This is a genomic window from Acinetobacter sp. NEB 394, assembly GCF_013374795.1.
Lineage (GTDB): Bacteria > Pseudomonadota > Gammaproteobacteria > Pseudomonadales > Moraxellaceae > Acinetobacter > Acinetobacter johnsonii.
The window spans coordinates 1,365,434-1,380,678 of sequence record NZ_CP055277.1; the positions used below are offsets into that span (position 1 = coordinate 1,365,434).

The window sequence follows — 15,245 nt, forward strand, 5'->3', positions numbered from 1 at the left end:
TTAGCCTTGGTAGGTGGAGCATTACTTTCAACAGCACTCATGGCGAAACCACCCAATATTTTGGTGATTATGTCCGATGATGTAGGCTGGCAGAACGTCAGTGCTTATAGTCATGGTGTTATGGGCTATGACACGCCGAATATTGATCGTATTGCCAAAGAAGGCGTGATGTTTACCGATCACTATGCACAGCCAAGTTCAACCGCTGGACGTGCAGCATTTATTACGGGACAATATCCGATTCGTTCAGGTATGACGACAGTCGGTCGTCCAGGTTCACCTTTAGGGATTAAAGCTGCAACACCGACTTTGGCAGAAGTGTTGAAACCGTTAGGTTATATGAGTGGTCAGTTTGGTAAAAATCATTTGGGTGATCGGAACGATAGCTTACCGACAGTACATGGTTTTGATGAATTCTTTGGTAATTTATATCACTTAAATACTGAAGAATTTCCTGAACAGTATGATTATCCAAAAGATCCTGAATTTGTGAATCAGTATGGAATACGTGGTGTATTACACTGTTATTCGTCCAACGATAATGATGGAACTATCGATCCTCGTTTTGGTGTGATGGGTAAACAAAAGTGTAAAGACTCAGGCCCTTTAACCCGTAAACGTATGGAAACGGTGGATGATGAATTTATCGCTGCCAGTGTCGATTTTATGAAGCGCAGTAAAAAAGCAGACAAGCCGTTTTTTGTATGGTTAAACCCAAGTCGTATGCATGTGTTCACACATTTACGTGACTCACATCGTCATCTGGCGTTAAAAGCCACTTCTGAAGAAGATTTGTACGGTAGTGGCATGATTGAGCATGACATGCAAGTTGGTCATGTGCTGGATGAAATGAAGAAGATGGGGGTGTTGGATAACACCATTATTGTTTATACTACGGACAATGGTCCTGAACACAGTGCCAAAAACCATGGTGGAACCACGCCATTCCTTGGCGAGAAAATGACGACTTATGAAGGGGGAGTCCGTGTTCCAATGATGGTGCGGTGGCCGGGACATATTCCTGCGGGGCAAGTGAAGCATGGCATTCAGTCGCATATGGATTTGTTTACAACTTTGGCGAATGTCGCAGGGAATGCGAATGTGGTCGAGGAGATGAAAACCAATCGTAAGCAAATTATTGATGGTGTAAACAATATCGACTATTGGACCGGCAAATCAAAAGAGAGTATGCGAGATAATTTTCTGTACTATCATGAATCGATTTTACGTGCAGTTCGTATTAATCAATGGAAAGTTCATTTTGAAACCAGTGAAAATTATTACGACCAATATCAAAAGCAAAAATTTCCAGCGATGTACAACCTTCGTCAAGACCCATCTGAGACTTTTGATAGTATCAGAGATCGTTCAGACATTATTCAAACCAAGCAATGGATTTCTGAACCCTTACAGGCATTACTGGGTTCACACATTAAATCGTTGATGGACTATCCACCTGTACAAAAGGCTGCAACACTTGATTTTAGTGAGTTAATTAAAAATTTGCAGAACCAAAAGAAGTAAATTATGAAAAAAGGGAGCCGAAGTAATTCAGCCACCTTTTTGATGTTTGGGGGAGTTCATGCTGCGACATACAAATAAGTAATTTAAATCATGCATGATGTTGCGAGTGTCTATTCTAAGGATTTGGTGAGTTTAAAGTTGAACTCAGGTTGATCCAGTACTTGGCCTTTATCGCCACGCATCTCAATAAATTGCGCACCAATATAATAAATACGGCTATCACCTGATGAGTCGAGCTGTATCAGTTGATCAGAGCCAGTCAAAAATTGAAATGAGCCTTTCACTTCATTGACATAATTATTATTCGATTTGCCTAAAAATTTTTGTTTCAGCACGAAATGACGATCTAAGGTCAGTTCAAGTTCAGTGTCGATCCCAGAACAATCGTGACAGGGCAGAACCCCTTGATATGTGCCTACCCAATCTAAGGCATTTGCTGTGTCTGGTGTATCTAACGCGGTTGCGCTAGTACTGTCGTCCAGAGATGCCGTGACATTGTGATCTGGTGGAGGATTGTTTTCATTCGGTTTTGAGCATGCCGTTAACATGGTGAAAGATAGGCATAGTACTAAAAAAATCTTTTGCATATACAGCACCCGATATTATTCAGTGTTTAGTTTTACCTTACAGGAGTGCTGGAAATGAATCTGTGAAGATCTGTGAGTGCTTCTGTATCTTCAATAAAGAATACTATTCACGTATTTTCACCTTTAATTTCGAAGACCCCGTTTTTTCCTGAAATATTTGGAATTAAATAAAATATACGTTTATAGATTAATTGTTGTTTTATTGAGCGCCTCGCCGTGTATTTGATCAGCAGCATTGCTAGAATCGGCGCGGATTTTCAGTAATGTGGTATTTTTTTGTGTTCGAAAAGCTTGCAGAACAAAGTTTAGCCTTAATGGGGTGGCAGATTGATAATCATTGGGATTTGAATATCGATCAATGTGTAATGATTGCAGCGCCACATACCAGCAACTGGGATGCGTTGTACGCTCGTTTGGCATTAAAGGCCTTAGGTGTGCATGTCCGTATCACTATTAAAGACAGCTATATGAAACTACCATTTGGGCCATTTGTTCGTGCAATGGGCGGGATAGGTATTGACCGTCGTCCGAAGCATGAAGGTGAACCACGTCCAAGTATGGTGCAACTCATGAGTGATCTTTTTAAAGAGCACCCTAAGTTGGTCATGTTGGTCACCCCTGAAGGGACACGTGCCAAGCAGGAACAGTGGAAAACAGGTTTTTACCATGTTGCAGTCAGTGCTGGTGTTCCGATTGCGCTGGCCTATATGGACTACGCGAAGAAAAAAACTGGGGTGGGTAAAATTATTTATCCTACTGGTGACTATGAAAAAGATATGGCTGAAATTATGGCATTTTATGCGCAAATTTCTGCTAAATTTCCTCAAGATTTCAGTGTCGATACTCGCTATCACAACGACTCAACTGTGTCTTAACTTCAAATTTAAGTCATATGAAATTAAAAAAGACAGCTTTCGAGCTGTCTTTTTTATTGCTAATCGTATTTTAAGGGTTTTGCTGGGGATTGGGTAAAACCCCACCTAGTGACTGGCATGCGGCCGTATAACTTTGTAGCTGTGTTTCAATCACTTCGGGCAGGGGCAGGTCAAAAATTTGATCGCCATGTTGATAGCTTTCTACATAGGATTTGGCTTTTTGTTTGCTGCTGGCAAGCACTTGTTCATGATAACTGGTCATACTGCTGTGGTCTGCCTGATCGTGCTCTATATTTTGACAGTTAAAAGATTGGAGAAGTTTTTCGGCTTGTTTTATTTCTTTGGATGAGCTTATGGAGCAAGCACTGATAAAGCAAAAACTCAGTAGTGCAAGAGGCAGTTTCATATATGGTGAGCGATGGGTTGGAAGGTGCGCCAATTGTATAAAGATTTTTGGAGTTGGAGAAAGCCCAGTAGAGCTAGGTTGTTTAAAGATGAGCCTATATTGACACAAAATACACAATTGCTGACCCAAGCTATTACTCAGGTTCAGATTCAGGTCTTATGGTGTTACAGAAAGCGATAGCTGATACATAGAAAACAGCCTGAACTAAACAATAAACCCAGTACCGTATGTTTGAACTGCCGCTCAGAAATTTTATAAAACAATTGCGCGCCGAGCATGGCAGGTAGACTCACACTCAGAAGTAAGATGCCCATATAGGGTAAATGTTGCAAGTTTAAATTTCCGCGGAGCAGATAGGTGAGTAAGGTGAATAGCTGAATGGCGAAATTAAAATGCCTTAAAATTAAGCGCTGTTGCTCTTTAGGAAGGTTTTTTAACATGACCCAAGCCGAAGGCAATGAGCCACAAAAGCCTCCCAGCCCACCCAATACACCCCCAAGAAAACCAATACTGCTATCGGCGTATTTTCCAGAGTTTTGAATGAAGCGAATTTGGGGATTAAGTAGCATTAATGGACACCAAAGAATCAAAAAAATTCCTAGAACCAGTTTAAAGGTATGTGCTTGAATGATGTCTAGCAGATAGGTTCCCAGTGGAACGCCAATCAGACCTGCAAGGATATAAGGTACAACGAGATTTTTATCAAGTTGAAAGGCAGATTCTGACTTTAAGGAAATTAGGTGACTCCAGACCGAGGCAAAAACCACCAAGGGCGCTGCGAGCTGAGGTGCCAAGATCCAGACCCAAAATGACATGGCGATTAAGGCAAATGCAAAGCCTGTGAGCCCCTGTACAAAACCCGCCACCATTGCACCTAAGATAAAGATCAACCAAGTCATATGCGATATATTTAAAATTTTAGCGAGTGTACGGTTTTTCGATCTGTCTACATAGTTTTAGACATGAAAAATGACTGAAGTCTTAGCTTGATTTTGAATATGTATATTGATCTTCATACATTGCGTAGCTCAGAACCATACTAATATGCGCTAAGGCAGCCTGATAAAGTCAATCAAAAGGGTGTAAAGTCCTAATTATGGACAAACCGCCACTTTCTTTTGATATAAGCCTGCGCGAACAGTACCAGCTTTGGTGTTCTTTATTTGAATCCAAGTGCTTGGAAGTTTTAACTGATTCAAATCTCGGTCGGCTTCCACATAAATATAGCCATTATTTTGAATCATCGGATCCGCCAAGAGGGCTAGTTCTTCCCATAGCTCTAGGCTATACGGCGGGTCTAAAAAGACCAAATTAAACTGTTCTTTTAAGGTGGGTAATGTTTGCTGTGCAGTCGCTACTTTTAACTGGGCACGAGACTTAGGGACTTTAAGGAGTTCCAAGTTTTGTGTTAAAAACTGTGCTTGACTGCGGTCAGGTTCAATTATCACTACTTTTGAGGCACCACGTGATAAGGCTTCAAATGCCAACGCACCCGAACCTGCACAAATATCCAAAACATTGGTATTTTGCACATCCCACATGAGCCAATTAAACAAAGTTTCACGTACGCGATCAGGCGTAGGGCGTAAACCTTCAATATTGGCAAAAGGCAGTTGACGACGTTTCCAGTCCCCTCCAATGATGCGGAGTTGGTTTTTCATAATTAGTCTGACTCCACAGGTGCAGAAGGTGGTGTAGCTGAACGGCTTGTATTTGCCGTTGTTGAAGCGGGTGCTGTATTTGGAATACTGGTTGGTGTTGCTGCACTTGTTCCTGCCGTGGTCGCTGGTGGAGTGCTACCACTTGGTAATTCACCCGGTTTAATCCCCGCTGTCATCAAACCACCACTAATTTGATGGTTTTGTGGACGAATTGGATTTTTATGACGAGTGAGTAACCAGTAGTCTAAGATCGGACGAGCCAGCTGTGCCGCAGAACCACCATGACGACCATTTTCCCAAACCACTGCAATCGCAATTTCAGGGTTTTCCGCAGGTGCAAAGCCCACGAATAAACCGTGGTCTAATTGACGTTCGGTCAGCAGGGCTTCATTATAGCGTTTACCTTGAGCAATACTTTTGACCTGTGCAGTACCGGTTTTACCTGCAATTTTATACATTGGCGTGCGAATGCCACGTCCAGTCCCTGTTTCAATGACATCGACCATGGCATCACGCATTTGTATCCAGTCTTGATCGGTGCCATTGAACTGGATTCTGCCATCAGGTGCATTTAAGTCTTTATGTGGTTTTGCGCCTTTACTGGTTTGTAAAACATGCGGAATCACATGTGAACCATGGTTGGCGGTAATGGCTGTTGCCATAGCCAATTGCAGCGGTGTTGCTGTAAAAGCACCTTGTCCAATACTCACTGAAATGGTTTCCCCTTTGAGCCACTTGGCATCTCGGGTACGCATTTTCCATTCAGGGTTGGGGTAAAGACCTGTACTTTCACTTGGTAAGTCCACACCAGTTTTTTCACCAAAGCCAAACTGCCGCATCCATGTGTTCATTTTTTCAATGCCCATACGGAACGACAGAATGTAGAAGAAGGTATCACAAGAGACTACTTGTGATTTATGCAAGTTGACTACGCCGTGTCCTGATTTTTTCCAGTCGCGGAATTTATGCGAATCGCCCGGAAGTGTGAAATAGCCATGATCGGAAATGGCCGTGCCCCAATCAATTAAGCCATAATGAATACCACCTAAACCAAACATCGGTTTAATGGTTGAGCCGGGTGGGTAAGCGCCTTGTACAGCACGGTTATATAGCGGTTGATCGAGGTTATCGCGTAAACCGCTATAGTCGGTATGACTAATGCCAGTGACAAACAGGTTAGGGTTAAAACTTGGACTTGAGACCAAGGCAAGGATTTCACCTGTACGTGGATCCATCGCCACGATTGCACCACGACGACCTGCAAGCTGCTCTGAGGCAACCGTCTGCAAACCATAATCGAGTGAAAGATATAAGTCATTACCACGAACGGGTTCTTTGCGACCCAAATGACGTAGCACGTTACCATGCGCATCGGCTTCGACCGACTCATTTCCTGGTACACCATGCAGCAAATCTTCATAGGAATTTTCTACCCCAATTTTACCAATCAGGTTAGTGCCTGCATACAAATCTTTATTGATGCTTTTTAATTCTTTATCGTTAATTCGACCCACATAACCAATCACATGGGCAAACAGTTCACCATGTGGATAGTAACGTGTCATTTGGGTTTCGATATTGACCCCCGGGAATTGATATTTAACTTCGCTAAAGCGAGCGATATCGTTTTCATTGAGATTAAGTTTAATGGAAACGCGTTCAGTTTTACGTGAGGCTTTAATACGACTGTTAAAGCGCTCAATATCATCAGGGGTGAGTTCTAAGATTGGCGTTAAACGTTCAATCGTAGCATCAATATCCGTCACATCCGCTCGACTCATCGTCGCGGTAAAGACAGGATAGTTGTCCGCCAACAGCACACCATTGCGGTCATAAATATAACCACGCGCAGGGGCTAAAGGTTGTAGGCGGATACGGTTTTGATCGGATGCCGTTGAAAACTCATCAAATTGCACCAGCTGCAAATAGGCATAGCGAGTGACTAAAATCAGCAAGAAAAAGACCACAATACCCATGGAGATAAAGGTACGATTTCGAAAAATGCGCTTTTCTTGTTGGACATTTTTTAAAGGAAAGTGCTGTTTCATACCAAATCGACTTAAACACATGGATAAAGAGGAAAATACCTGCGCGCTATTCTAACGCATGTCACACTGTTTTGATATTTGTTATCGCTGCTTCTGCTTTTCATTTTTGCCTAAATTTTGACTTTATAGACATCAAAAATATAAATTGCTGTATATAAGTGTTTTATAAATTCTGCTACAGTCAAAATCCTGTAAAAAGGGACCAATTACTAAAATAACATTACGGATAATGGTGACAATAATGACAAGAATTTATCCAGTGTTGGCACTTGTTGCCTGTGCAAACGTAGCCTACGCTCAAGATAATTCCTTTTTGCCAGATGCAAAAATTCCTGCTGGCAGTGCTCAAACGTGGAATGTAGGGGCTGGTGTAACGCAGAAATTACTGCACACCAATCTGGAATGGTTGAATCCTTATGGCATTGCATACGCAAAAGCTGGGGTATTTATCAATGATGATTACCCTGTAGGTGGTCAACTGGGTTTTAGATTTCCAGTTCATTTTACCGGTAAAGATAAAAATGGTTATTATCTCGGTGTTTATGCAGGGCATATTGACAGTAAGAAAGTAGATGGCGAGTACGAATCTCGCCTTGGTGGTGGTGTAGATCTTGCTTATGTGTTACTTAGTCCTGAACGAATCAGCACTTTCAGTGTGGGGATTGGCGCAGGGGAAAAACTCGAAACTAAATCGGGGGATGTGATTGTAGAAACCGAACCGAGACTACAATTTTCCTATACTCTAAGTTTCGGTTTATAGACACAATATCTTTTTTAAAACGCTATATAATTCAGTTAATAAAATTAAATATGGAAGTTATGCATGCTTGAGTACGTCAATCAGTTGTGGCAAACCTTTTTGAATCGACCCGATTTTTGGGCTGTACTCAGCATTATTCCTGTGACTGCTTTTGTGACGTGGGCGCACGTTTGGATGGCCCTGAAAATGGTTTTTTACCCGATTACATTTTGGGGTTTTCATATTGGGCGTTTGCCTGTGGGGTGGCAGGGCATTGTGCCTAGAAAAGCGGGGCGTATTTCAGGCATCATTACGGATAACACCTTATCTAAGCTTGGTTCTTTGCGTGAATTTTTAGATGCAATGGATCCTGAGGATATGGCACGGATCATTGGTGAGCAAGTTGGTTTTGAACTTGAGCACCTGATTGATGAAGTCATGATTGACCGCAATGCAGTACTTTGGGAAAACTTACCTTATTCGATTAAGCGTCGAATTTATGCGCAGGCACACAAACAGCTTCCGGCTGTGCTCAGAGAATTAGTGACCGAACTGACCATGAACGTCGAGTCACTTGTGGATATGCGCGATATGGTGGTCAGCCAAATGGAAGGTGACCGCAGACTAATGGTGCGTATGTTCTTGAAAGTGGGTCAGAAAGAAATCAACTTTATTTGGCATATTAGTGCCCTCATTGGGATGTTCTTTGGTATCTTCCAAATGATTGTTTGGTTTGTGGTGCCATGGCATTGGACCGTGCCATTTTGGGCGGCAGTATGGGGCTTCTTAACCAACTGGATTGCGATTTGGATGGTGTTTAATCCAATTGAGCCACACTATGTTCGATACTTGCAACTGACTGAATTAACAAAAGATCGTAAGTTTCCATGGATTAAACCTGTGATTCCGCGCATTGGGACTTATAATGTGCAAGGCGCTTTCATGAAGCGTCAAGAAGAAGTGTCTGATGTGTTTGCAAGTGTAGTCACAGAAGACCTGATTACGTTAAAATCCATCATGACTGAAATGATGTATGGCAATAAAAAAGACAAGACCCGTCGTATTGTCAAACGTCATATTAATGAAATCATGGAAACACCATTGGTGAGAACATCTTTGCAGCTGTCTTTGGGGCCACGTGAATACGCAAAACTCAAGACGGACTTGATTGATCGTTCAATTGAAATTACGATGGTGCCTGTATGCGACCCAGCGTTCAATGCGAGCCGTGCACAGAAAATCTATCAAATGTTTAGAGACCGTATTCGGGAGCTAACGCCGAAAGAATTTCAAAACTTATTACGTCCTGCATTTCAGGAAGACGAATGGATTTTGATTCTATTGGGTGGGGTAACAGGCTTCATTGCGGGTACAATACATTTGTTTGTAGCTTTCTTATAATTAGATGCTAAAAATATGTCGAATTTTTCGATATGTACAAAGTGTCAAATACATTGTTTAAATGAGGATGTTTTTTTATGCGCATTATCTTACTCGGACCACCTGGAGCAGGTAAAGGTACACAAGCTCAGTTGATCTGTAAGCGCTACAATGTCCCACAAATTTCAACCGGTGATATGCTCCGTGCTGCAATTCGTGAAGGAACTGAACTCGGTCTACAAGCTAAAAGCGTGATGGACAATGGTGGTCTTGTATCTGATGAACTGATCATTGGTTTAGTGAAAGAACGTATTGCGCAACCTGACTGTGTAAATGGCTGTATCTTTGATGGTTTCCCTCGTACCATTCCTCAAGCCGAAGCGCTTGAAAATGAAGGTATCAACATTGATCACGTGATTGAAATTGATGTTCCTGACGAAGAAATCGTACAACGTCTTTCTGGTCGCCGTCAGCACCCTGCATCGGGCCGTGTTTATCACATCGTTTACAACCCACCTAAAGTGGAAGGTAAGGACGACGAAACTGGTGAAGAGCTGGTACAACGTCCTGATGACCAAGAAGCAACGATTCGTAAGCGTTTAGGTTCATACCACACTGAAACTGAACAGTTGGTTGGTTTCTACCAAGGTCGCGCAGCGTCTGGTGAAAATGCACCAACCTATGACAAGCTGAATGGCTTACGTCCAATTGACGAAGTACAAGCAGATTTGTTTGCGATTCTTGATCAAGACAAATAATTGCATGTTTTAAACATGGCAATGTTTTGACATTGAAAGAGCTCTAAGTCATATTAGGGCTCTTTTTCTTGATCCTGTTAAAATGGAGTCGCGTGTGGCACAAGTTGGAATCATTGTTTTAATTATTGTTGCTGCGGCGGTATTAGTAGGTCTGTTTTATATCAGCGTAAAAATGCTACGCGATGTCAGTAAGCAAGAAAAAATGTCGAAGACGCAGCCAGAACGTCAGTTACATCCGAAGTTGCAGCAAGACTTAAAAGATAAATCGAATCAAAAATAAAAAACTGAACTTTAATGTTCAGCTTCTATCGTCGTTGTGGCAATACGTGCTGCACCAAATTCAAAACGATCTGGCCAGTTACACACATCTGAAACAATACACTCATGGCATTTCGGTTTGCGTGCGATACAGCAGTATCGACCATGTAAAATGAGCCAATGATGCGAGTCAACAATAAATTCTTTCGGTATGACTTTTACCAAACGATGTTCGACTTCAAGCACATTTTTGCCGACCGCTAATCCCGTACGATTGCCTAAACGAAAAATATGCGTATCGACCGCCATCGTCGGTTGTCCAAAAGCAGTATTTAACACCACATTGGCTGTTTTTCGTCCTACACCGGGCAAGGCTTCTAAATCGGCACGGTTGTTTGGCACGATGCTGTTATGTTTTTCAATCAGTATTTTACAGGCTTTGATCACATTCTCAGCCTTTGCATTATATAAGCCTATGGTTTTAATATAGGTTTTTAAACCATCTACCCCTAAGGCATAAATAGTTTCAGGTGTATTGGCGACTGGAAAGAGTTTATCTGTAGCTTTGTTGACACTCACATCCGTCGCCTGAGCAGACAAGGTCACAGCCACCAACAGCTCAAAAGGACTCGAATAATTCAATTCAGTTTTGGGATTTGGACGTTGTGCGCGTAAACGTTCAAAAAAGATTTGGATTTGCTTTTTGGTCATGTTTTTTACAGGTTTTCCGCTTGTGGTTAGCATGCTTAAGCTCCCTGTAACTGATGAAGCTGTTGGGTTAAGTCATCTAACAACAGACGTTTTTTCGTATCTTCACGCACGCTGAGCTGCTTTTCTAGTTTTTTGATTTGTACACGTAATTTCGCCAGCTCAATGGTGGATTTTGCATCGAACTTTGCTGCTATTTCTGGCTCTTTGTCGAGGATTTGAATATCAGGTACAGCATCGTTCTGTGCTGAAAACTGGGCAAATAAAGCCGTATCAATTTCGGCACGAACCACTGGACCTTTACGGTGTAGGCGCTGTTTTTCTTCACGTTGAATATGTGCGTAATAGCGTTGTCTTAAATCATCTTGCTCAGTTTTGCGTAAGATTTCCGTCGGTATACCGTTTACATCTGGAATAAGGTCAATACAGTCAACAGGACAAGGTGGGATACACAGTTCACAGCCTGTACACAGGTCAGTCAAAATACTGTGCATGAGTTTACCCGAGCCAATAATGGCGTCTACAGGACAGGCACTAATACATTTGGTACAACCAATGCATTCATCTTCACGAATGATTGCTTTCATTCTCTGTGGGCGGCCATCGGCTTGAATAGGCCAAACACTTTCTTCTGCAATTAATGCTGGCCGGTTTAGTAACTGAGCCAATGCATCGGCTACAGGCTGCCCGCCAGGTACACATTTATTGGCTGCTTCACCTTCGCTGATGGCTTGGGCATAAGGCAGACATCCATCACGATGTCCGCAGAGTCCACATTGGGTTTGGGGAAGGAGAGCATCGATATTTTGGATCAGGGAAATGTGCGAATTCATGCGTAAACCAATCCTGCAACTGAATTTGCAGAGATATTAGGAGAAATAGGTAGATCACTGAATTTTACCATGTTTTTTTTGAATAATCCTGTGTTCTGAAATGGTTCATTAACTGCATCATTTTTGAGCAAAAAAAGATTTTAAGCCCGTGTTTTCATTGGTGTTTTTTTATAAAAAATTCTAGGTATATTTTATATAAATAATTGTTATATAAATGATAAATATGTTTTTTGACAGAAATGTGTTGTGAATTGTTGGTAAAAGATATTTAATTGTTTGCGCCAAAATTTAACATTGTTTATAAAATTTGACCAATTTTGATCCATTTTCTGCTGAGGATTAAGCGTTGAAATATAACAGCCTTAATGAGTTTTTAGATTACGTGAAAACACGTGATGAACATCAACCCGAGTTTCTACAAGCGGTAGAGGAAGTCATGACCAGCCTTTGGCCGTTCATTGAAAAAAATCCTCGTTATGCAGACCACGGCTTGCTAGAACGTTTAGTTGAGCCAGAGCGTGCGATTCAATTCCGCGTTTCATGGGTGGATGATCAAGGTCAAACACATGTCAACCGTGCTTTCCGTGTTCAGTACAACTCGGCAATTGGTCCATTTAAAGGTGGTATGCGTTTTCATCCATCGGTGAATCTATCGATCCTAAAATTTTTAGGCTTTGAGCAAACCTTTAAAAATGCGTTAACGACACTACCAATGGGTGGTGGTAAAGGCGGTTCAGACTTCGATCCTAAGGGGAAGTCTGAAGGCGAAATTATGCGTTTCTGCCAAGCGCTAATGATTGAGCTATACCGTCACCTAGGTTCAAATACGGATATCCCTGCGGGTGATATTGGTGTGGGTGGTCGTGAAGTGGGCTATATGGCTGGCATGATGAAGAAGTTGAGTAATGACACTTCATCTGTGTTTACGGGTAAAGGTTTGACCTTTGGTGGTTCTTTGGCGCGTCCTGAAGCAACGGGCTACGGCACAGTGTATTTTGCTGAAGAAATGCTGAAAACACGTGGCGACTGCTTCCAAGGCAAAACAGTCACGATTTCTGGTTCTGGTAACGTAGCACAGTACGCTGCTGAAAAAGCAATGTATCTGGGTGCAAAAGTCGTTTCATTGTCTGACTCTGCGGGTACGGTATATGTAAAAGCAGGTTTTACCGATGCTTTACTTGCTGAAGTGATGGAATTGAAAAATGTGAAGCGCGGTCGTATTTCTGAGTTTGCGTCTAAGCATGGCTTTGAATACTTAGAAGGTCAGCGTCCATGGTCTATTCCATGTGATATTGCACTGCCATGTGCAACTCAAAATGAGTTAGATCAGGCAGATGCTGAAGTACTTCTTGCAAATGGAGTAATTTGTGTCGCTGAAGGGGCGAACATGCCTTCTACCTTAGATGCAGTCGAAAAATTCGTTGAAGCGAAAATTTTATACGCACCAGGTAAAGCATCCAACGCGGGTGGTGTTGCGACCTCTGGCCTAGAAATGTCACAAAATGCTTTGCGTTTGGGTTGGACTTTTGAAGAAGTCGATGAGCGCTTACATGCGATCATGAAAGAAATTCACCGTAACTGTGTGAAATACGGTACACAAGCAGATGGTACTGTGAACTATGTAAATGGTGCCAACATTGCAGGCTTTGTAAAAGTTGCAGATGCAATGCTTGCTCAAGGCGTATTCTAAGTTTATATACACTTAGAAAAATCTCTATAAAAAACCGAGACGATAGCCTCGGTTTTTTTACAGATCATTGAACGATTACAATAAACCTTTGACTGCTTCACGTTCAATAATCATGTCTTGAATATAAGCATATTTTGATTGGTCAGCCGCAGGGTTGGCAATTTCATAACGTTTAACACGCACGATTTGACGCTCTTTCGGATTGTGGGTGAAGCCATCAATGTGGTTATAGAATAAAGTCCAGTCTTTATCGACCTGTGTCTTTACGCCATTTTCAGCATATTTAATTTCACGAACTTGTAGGCATTCCATACGGGCAACACCTGCAGAACATGTTTTGGTTTCTGGTGAGATTTCTAAGAAAACAGTTTCACCTTGGCTTTGATATTTCGACTCAGCAGTTTGCTTACCAGTGAATACAATTTTTTCACCCTTTGCCGATACCACGGTCAGTGTTGGTGCATCAGGATCATTTAGGTTTAAAACAAACGGTGCTTTAAGGTTGTCAAATAAATCTGCTGCGATGCCTTCCTGAGCCATGGCTTTTGGTTCATATGCCATTTGAGTCGCCATCAGGTTACCCGTCACAATTTGATTATTCTCAACTTTCCAACTGGTACCCATACTGTTACAACTGGTTGCAATGCCTAAGCGACCTGCTTGTTTGTCAAAGTTTAAAACCAAAGGTTTAGGCGCATCTGGGATATTCGCGCTCCAATGGTAGTTTGCGAGTGTTTGATCTGCATTTTGTTGTAGTACAGACACAGCCAAATCTCCTACTTTTTGAATATCAGATGATTGGCAAGCAGCCAGTGCGAGTGGGAAAAGGACAATCGCTAAATATTTTAATTTCATGGCTTACAAGTTCTTGATTTAAAATAACAAGATACATGCTATCCGATGTTATTTTTAAAAGAATGGATACATTCAGTTCTTTTGGGTTTCAAAATGTATCCATAAATATTTCTTTGTTAATATATAAGTAAAATTTATACATTAGTCGAAACGGTAAATGTCCATGCCCAGTGCACCCATGGTAAAACTGCTATGCACAATATTAAAACGATGCCCTGTACCCATTGCAAAAAATATTGGGGCAAAGTGTTCTAATGTTGGGTGGTTACGGCGGACAAAAGGAATCGATTCCCAGTCTAAAATAGCGTCAAAGTCCTGATGGCTAAGTTTCGCGGCCACATGATTACGAAACGTCGATGCCCACTCAGGTACCGCTTGTGACTGACCATGCCAAGACAACTCGGCTAAGTTATGTGTGATACTTCCAGAACCAATCAGTAACACCTGCTGCTCACGAAGTGGTGCAAGAGTTTGTCCAATTTTATAAATCTCTTCTGCGGACAGATTCATCGGGAGTGAGATTTCCACCACAGGAATGTCTGCATCTGGATACATATGAAGTAAAGGCATCCAAACGCCATGATCACGCGGACGGGTACTGTTTGCATGAGCTGAAAAACCTGCTTCTGCTAATAAATGTAGAATTTCTTCGGCTAGAACAGGTTGACCGGGTGCTGGGTAGCGAATGTCATAAAGCTCAGCAGGAAAGCCTCGAAAGTCATGCCATGTCTCCGGACGTACTCCAGTACTTACTTCAAGTGAGTTACTTTCCCAGTGCGCGGACATAATCACAATTGCTTGTGGTGTAGGTAAGTTTAGACCCAAACGATGCAACGCAGGCCCAACTTGCTCTGGATTCAACGCAAGCATGGGTGAGCCATGAGAAATGAATAAGCCGGGTAGCGTTTGTAAGTTCATTGTGA

General features: G+C 42.1%; 16 protein-coding genes. 7 read left to right on the forward strand and 9 right to left on the reverse strand.

Annotated elements, in window-relative coordinates; all coding sequences use genetic code 11:
• Nucleotides 1–39: 39 nt before the first annotated feature.
• A complete protein-coding gene (locus tag HUK62_RS06460) occupies nucleotides 40–1,524 on the forward strand; it encodes an arylsulfatase (RefSeq protein ID WP_176537406.1) in 1,485 nt (494 codons plus the stop codon).
• A 110-nt stretch (nucleotides 1,525–1,634) separates the two neighbouring features.
• On the opposite strand, the gene HUK62_RS06465 is transcribed toward HUK62_RS06460, so the two are convergent.
• Nucleotides 1,635–2,111: a copper resistance protein NlpE gene (locus tag HUK62_RS06465; protein ID WP_176537407.1), complete on the reverse strand. Its 477-nt coding sequence runs from the start codon at nucleotides 2,109–2,111 to the stop codon at nucleotides 1,635–1,637.
• A gap of 278 nt (nucleotides 2,112–2,389) precedes the next feature.
• On the opposite strand from HUK62_RS06465, the gene HUK62_RS06470 reads away from it, so the two are divergent.
• Nucleotides 2,390–2,986, forward strand: coding sequence for a 1-acyl-sn-glycerol-3-phosphate acyltransferase (locus HUK62_RS06470; RefSeq protein WP_010326291.1), 597 nt, complete (start codon nucleotides 2,390–2,392; stop codon nucleotides 2,984–2,986).
• Between the two features lie 70 nt (nucleotides 2,987–3,056).
• On the opposite strand, the gene HUK62_RS06475 is transcribed toward HUK62_RS06470, so the two are convergent.
• The 4 genes from HUK62_RS06475 to mrdA form a co-directional block, all read right to left on the reverse strand.
• Nucleotides 3,057–3,392 carry a hypothetical protein gene (locus HUK62_RS06475; protein ID WP_176537408.1) on the reverse strand — a complete coding sequence of 112 codons (336 nt, stop codon included), beginning with the start codon at nucleotides 3,390–3,392 and terminating at the stop codon, nucleotides 3,057–3,059.
• Between the two features lie 164 nt (nucleotides 3,393–3,556).
• The gene (locus tag HUK62_RS06480; protein WP_176537409.1) at nucleotides 3,557–4,291 is read right to left on the reverse strand and encodes a sulfite exporter TauE/SafE family protein; all 735 of its coding nucleotides are present in this window, start codon (nucleotides 4,289–4,291) and stop codon (nucleotides 3,557–3,559) included.
• 195 nt (nucleotides 4,292–4,486) lie between these two features.
• Nucleotides 4,487–5,053, reverse strand: a complete 567-nt coding sequence (rsmD, locus tag HUK62_RS06485; RefSeq protein ID WP_176537410.1) for a 16S rRNA (guanine(966)-N(2))-methyltransferase RsmD — start codon at nucleotides 5,051–5,053, stop codon at nucleotides 4,487–4,489.
• A 2-nt stretch (nucleotides 5,054–5,055) separates the two neighbouring features.
• Nucleotides 5,056–7,101: a penicillin-binding protein 2 gene (gene mrdA / locus HUK62_RS06490; RefSeq protein ID WP_176537411.1), complete on the reverse strand. Its 2,046-nt coding sequence runs from the start codon at nucleotides 7,099–7,101 to the stop codon at nucleotides 5,056–5,058.
• Between the two features lie 241 nt (nucleotides 7,102–7,342).
• Between mrdA and HUK62_RS06495 the strand changes: the two genes are divergently transcribed.
• The 4 genes from HUK62_RS06495 to HUK62_RS06510 all read left to right on the forward strand — a co-directional run bounded on the left by HUK62_RS06495 (nucleotide 7,343) and on the right by HUK62_RS06510 (nucleotide 10,258).
• Nucleotides 7,343–7,861, forward strand: a complete 519-nt coding sequence (locus HUK62_RS06495; RefSeq protein WP_176537412.1) for a hypothetical protein — start codon at nucleotides 7,343–7,345, stop codon at nucleotides 7,859–7,861.
• A 63-nt stretch (nucleotides 7,862–7,924) separates the two neighbouring features.
• Nucleotides 7,925–9,241, forward strand: a complete 1,317-nt coding sequence (locus HUK62_RS06500; protein WP_176537413.1) for a hypothetical protein — start codon at nucleotides 7,925–7,927, stop codon at nucleotides 9,239–9,241.
• Between the two features lie 77 nt (nucleotides 9,242–9,318).
• Complete coding sequence (gene adk, locus HUK62_RS06505) at nucleotides 9,319–9,978, forward strand: adenylate kinase (protein WP_004980915.1); 660 nt, start codon at nucleotides 9,319–9,321, stop codon at nucleotides 9,976–9,978.
• A gap of 82 nt (nucleotides 9,979–10,060) precedes the next feature.
• The gene (locus tag HUK62_RS06510) at nucleotides 10,061–10,258 is read left to right on the forward strand and encodes a hypothetical protein (protein WP_176537414.1); all 198 of its coding nucleotides are present in this window, start codon (nucleotides 10,061–10,063) and stop codon (nucleotides 10,256–10,258) included.
• An 11-nt stretch (nucleotides 10,259–10,269) separates the two neighbouring features.
• On the opposite strand, the gene nth is transcribed toward HUK62_RS06510, so the two are convergent.
• Together nth and HUK62_RS06520 are read right to left on the reverse strand one after the other, a co-directional pair.
• Nucleotides 10,270–10,980, reverse strand: a complete 711-nt coding sequence (gene nth / locus HUK62_RS06515) for an endonuclease III (RefSeq protein WP_148826427.1) — start codon at nucleotides 10,978–10,980, stop codon at nucleotides 10,270–10,272.
• A 2-nt stretch (nucleotides 10,981–10,982) separates the two neighbouring features.
• Entirely contained in the window at nucleotides 10,983–11,777 is a 795-nt protein-coding gene (locus tag HUK62_RS06520; protein ID WP_176537415.1) for an RnfABCDGE type electron transport complex subunit B, read from the reverse strand.
• A gap of 346 nt (nucleotides 11,778–12,123) precedes the next feature.
• Between HUK62_RS06520 and gdhA the strand changes: the two genes are divergently transcribed.
• Nucleotides 12,124–13,467 (forward strand): NADP-specific glutamate dehydrogenase, encoded by a 1,344-nt coding sequence (gdhA, locus tag HUK62_RS06525; protein WP_004980905.1) that lies wholly within the window; start codon nucleotides 12,124–12,126, stop codon nucleotides 13,465–13,467.
• Nucleotides 13,468–13,542: 75 nt separating this feature from the next.
• Here the strand turns inward: gdhA and HUK62_RS06530 are convergent, their stop codons facing one another.
• Together HUK62_RS06530 and HUK62_RS06535 are read right to left on the reverse strand one after the other, a co-directional pair.
• Nucleotides 13,543–14,322, reverse strand: a complete 780-nt coding sequence (locus HUK62_RS06530) for a DUF4377 domain-containing protein (protein WP_176537416.1) — start codon at nucleotides 14,320–14,322, stop codon at nucleotides 13,543–13,545.
• Between the two features lie 141 nt (nucleotides 14,323–14,463).
• Nucleotides 14,464–15,240, reverse strand: coding sequence for a class III extradiol ring-cleavage dioxygenase (locus HUK62_RS06535; RefSeq protein ID WP_125281155.1), 777 nt, complete (start codon nucleotides 15,238–15,240; stop codon nucleotides 14,464–14,466).
• Nucleotides 15,241–15,245 lie beyond the last annotated feature (5 nt).

Excerpts from the sequence above, each read along its gene's own strand:
- HUK62_RS06460 (WP_176537406.1), top strand. The coding sequence starts at position 40 with ATGGCGAAACCACCCAATATTTTGGTGATTATGTCCGATGATGTAGGC.
- HUK62_RS06465 (WP_176537407.1), bottom strand. The coding sequence starts at position 2,111 with ATGCAAAAGATTTTTTTAGTACTATGCCTATCTTTCACCATGTTAACG.
- HUK62_RS06475 (WP_176537408.1), bottom strand. The coding sequence starts at position 3,392 with ATGAAACTGCCTCTTGCACTACTGAGTTTTTGCTTTATCAGTGCTTGC.
- HUK62_RS06480 (WP_176537409.1), bottom strand. The coding sequence starts at position 4,291 with ATGACTTGGTTGATCTTTATCTTAGGTGCAATGGTGGCGGGTTTTGTA.
- rsmD (WP_176537410.1), bottom strand. The coding sequence starts at position 5,053 with ATGAAAAACCAACTCCGCATCATTGGAGGGGACTGGAAACGTCGTCAA.
- mrdA (WP_176537411.1), bottom strand. The coding sequence starts at position 7,101 with ATGAAACAGCACTTTCCTTTAAAAAATGTCCAACAAGAAAAGCGCATT.
- HUK62_RS06495 (WP_176537412.1), top strand. The coding sequence starts at position 7,343 with ATGACAAGAATTTATCCAGTGTTGGCACTTGTTGCCTGTGCAAACGTA.
- HUK62_RS06500 (WP_176537413.1), top strand. The coding sequence starts at position 7,925 with ATGCTTGAGTACGTCAATCAGTTGTGGCAAACCTTTTTGAATCGACCC.
- adk (WP_004980915.1), top strand. The coding sequence starts at position 9,319 with ATGCGCATTATCTTACTCGGACCACCTGGAGCAGGTAAAGGTACACAA.
- HUK62_RS06510 (WP_176537414.1), top strand. The coding sequence starts at position 10,061 with ATGGAGTCGCGTGTGGCACAAGTTGGAATCATTGTTTTAATTATTGTT.
- nth (WP_148826427.1), bottom strand. The coding sequence starts at position 10,980 with ATGCTAACCACAAGCGGAAAACCTGTAAAAAACATGACCAAAAAGCAA.
- HUK62_RS06520 (WP_176537415.1), bottom strand. The coding sequence starts at position 11,777 with ATGAATTCGCACATTTCCCTGATCCAAAATATCGATGCTCTCCTTCCC.
- HUK62_RS06530 (WP_176537416.1), bottom strand. The coding sequence starts at position 14,322 with ATGAAATTAAAATATTTAGCGATTGTCCTTTTCCCACTCGCACTGGCT.
- HUK62_RS06535 (WP_125281155.1), bottom strand. The coding sequence starts at position 15,240 with ATGAACTTACAAACGCTACCCGGCTTATTCATTTCTCATGGCTCACCC.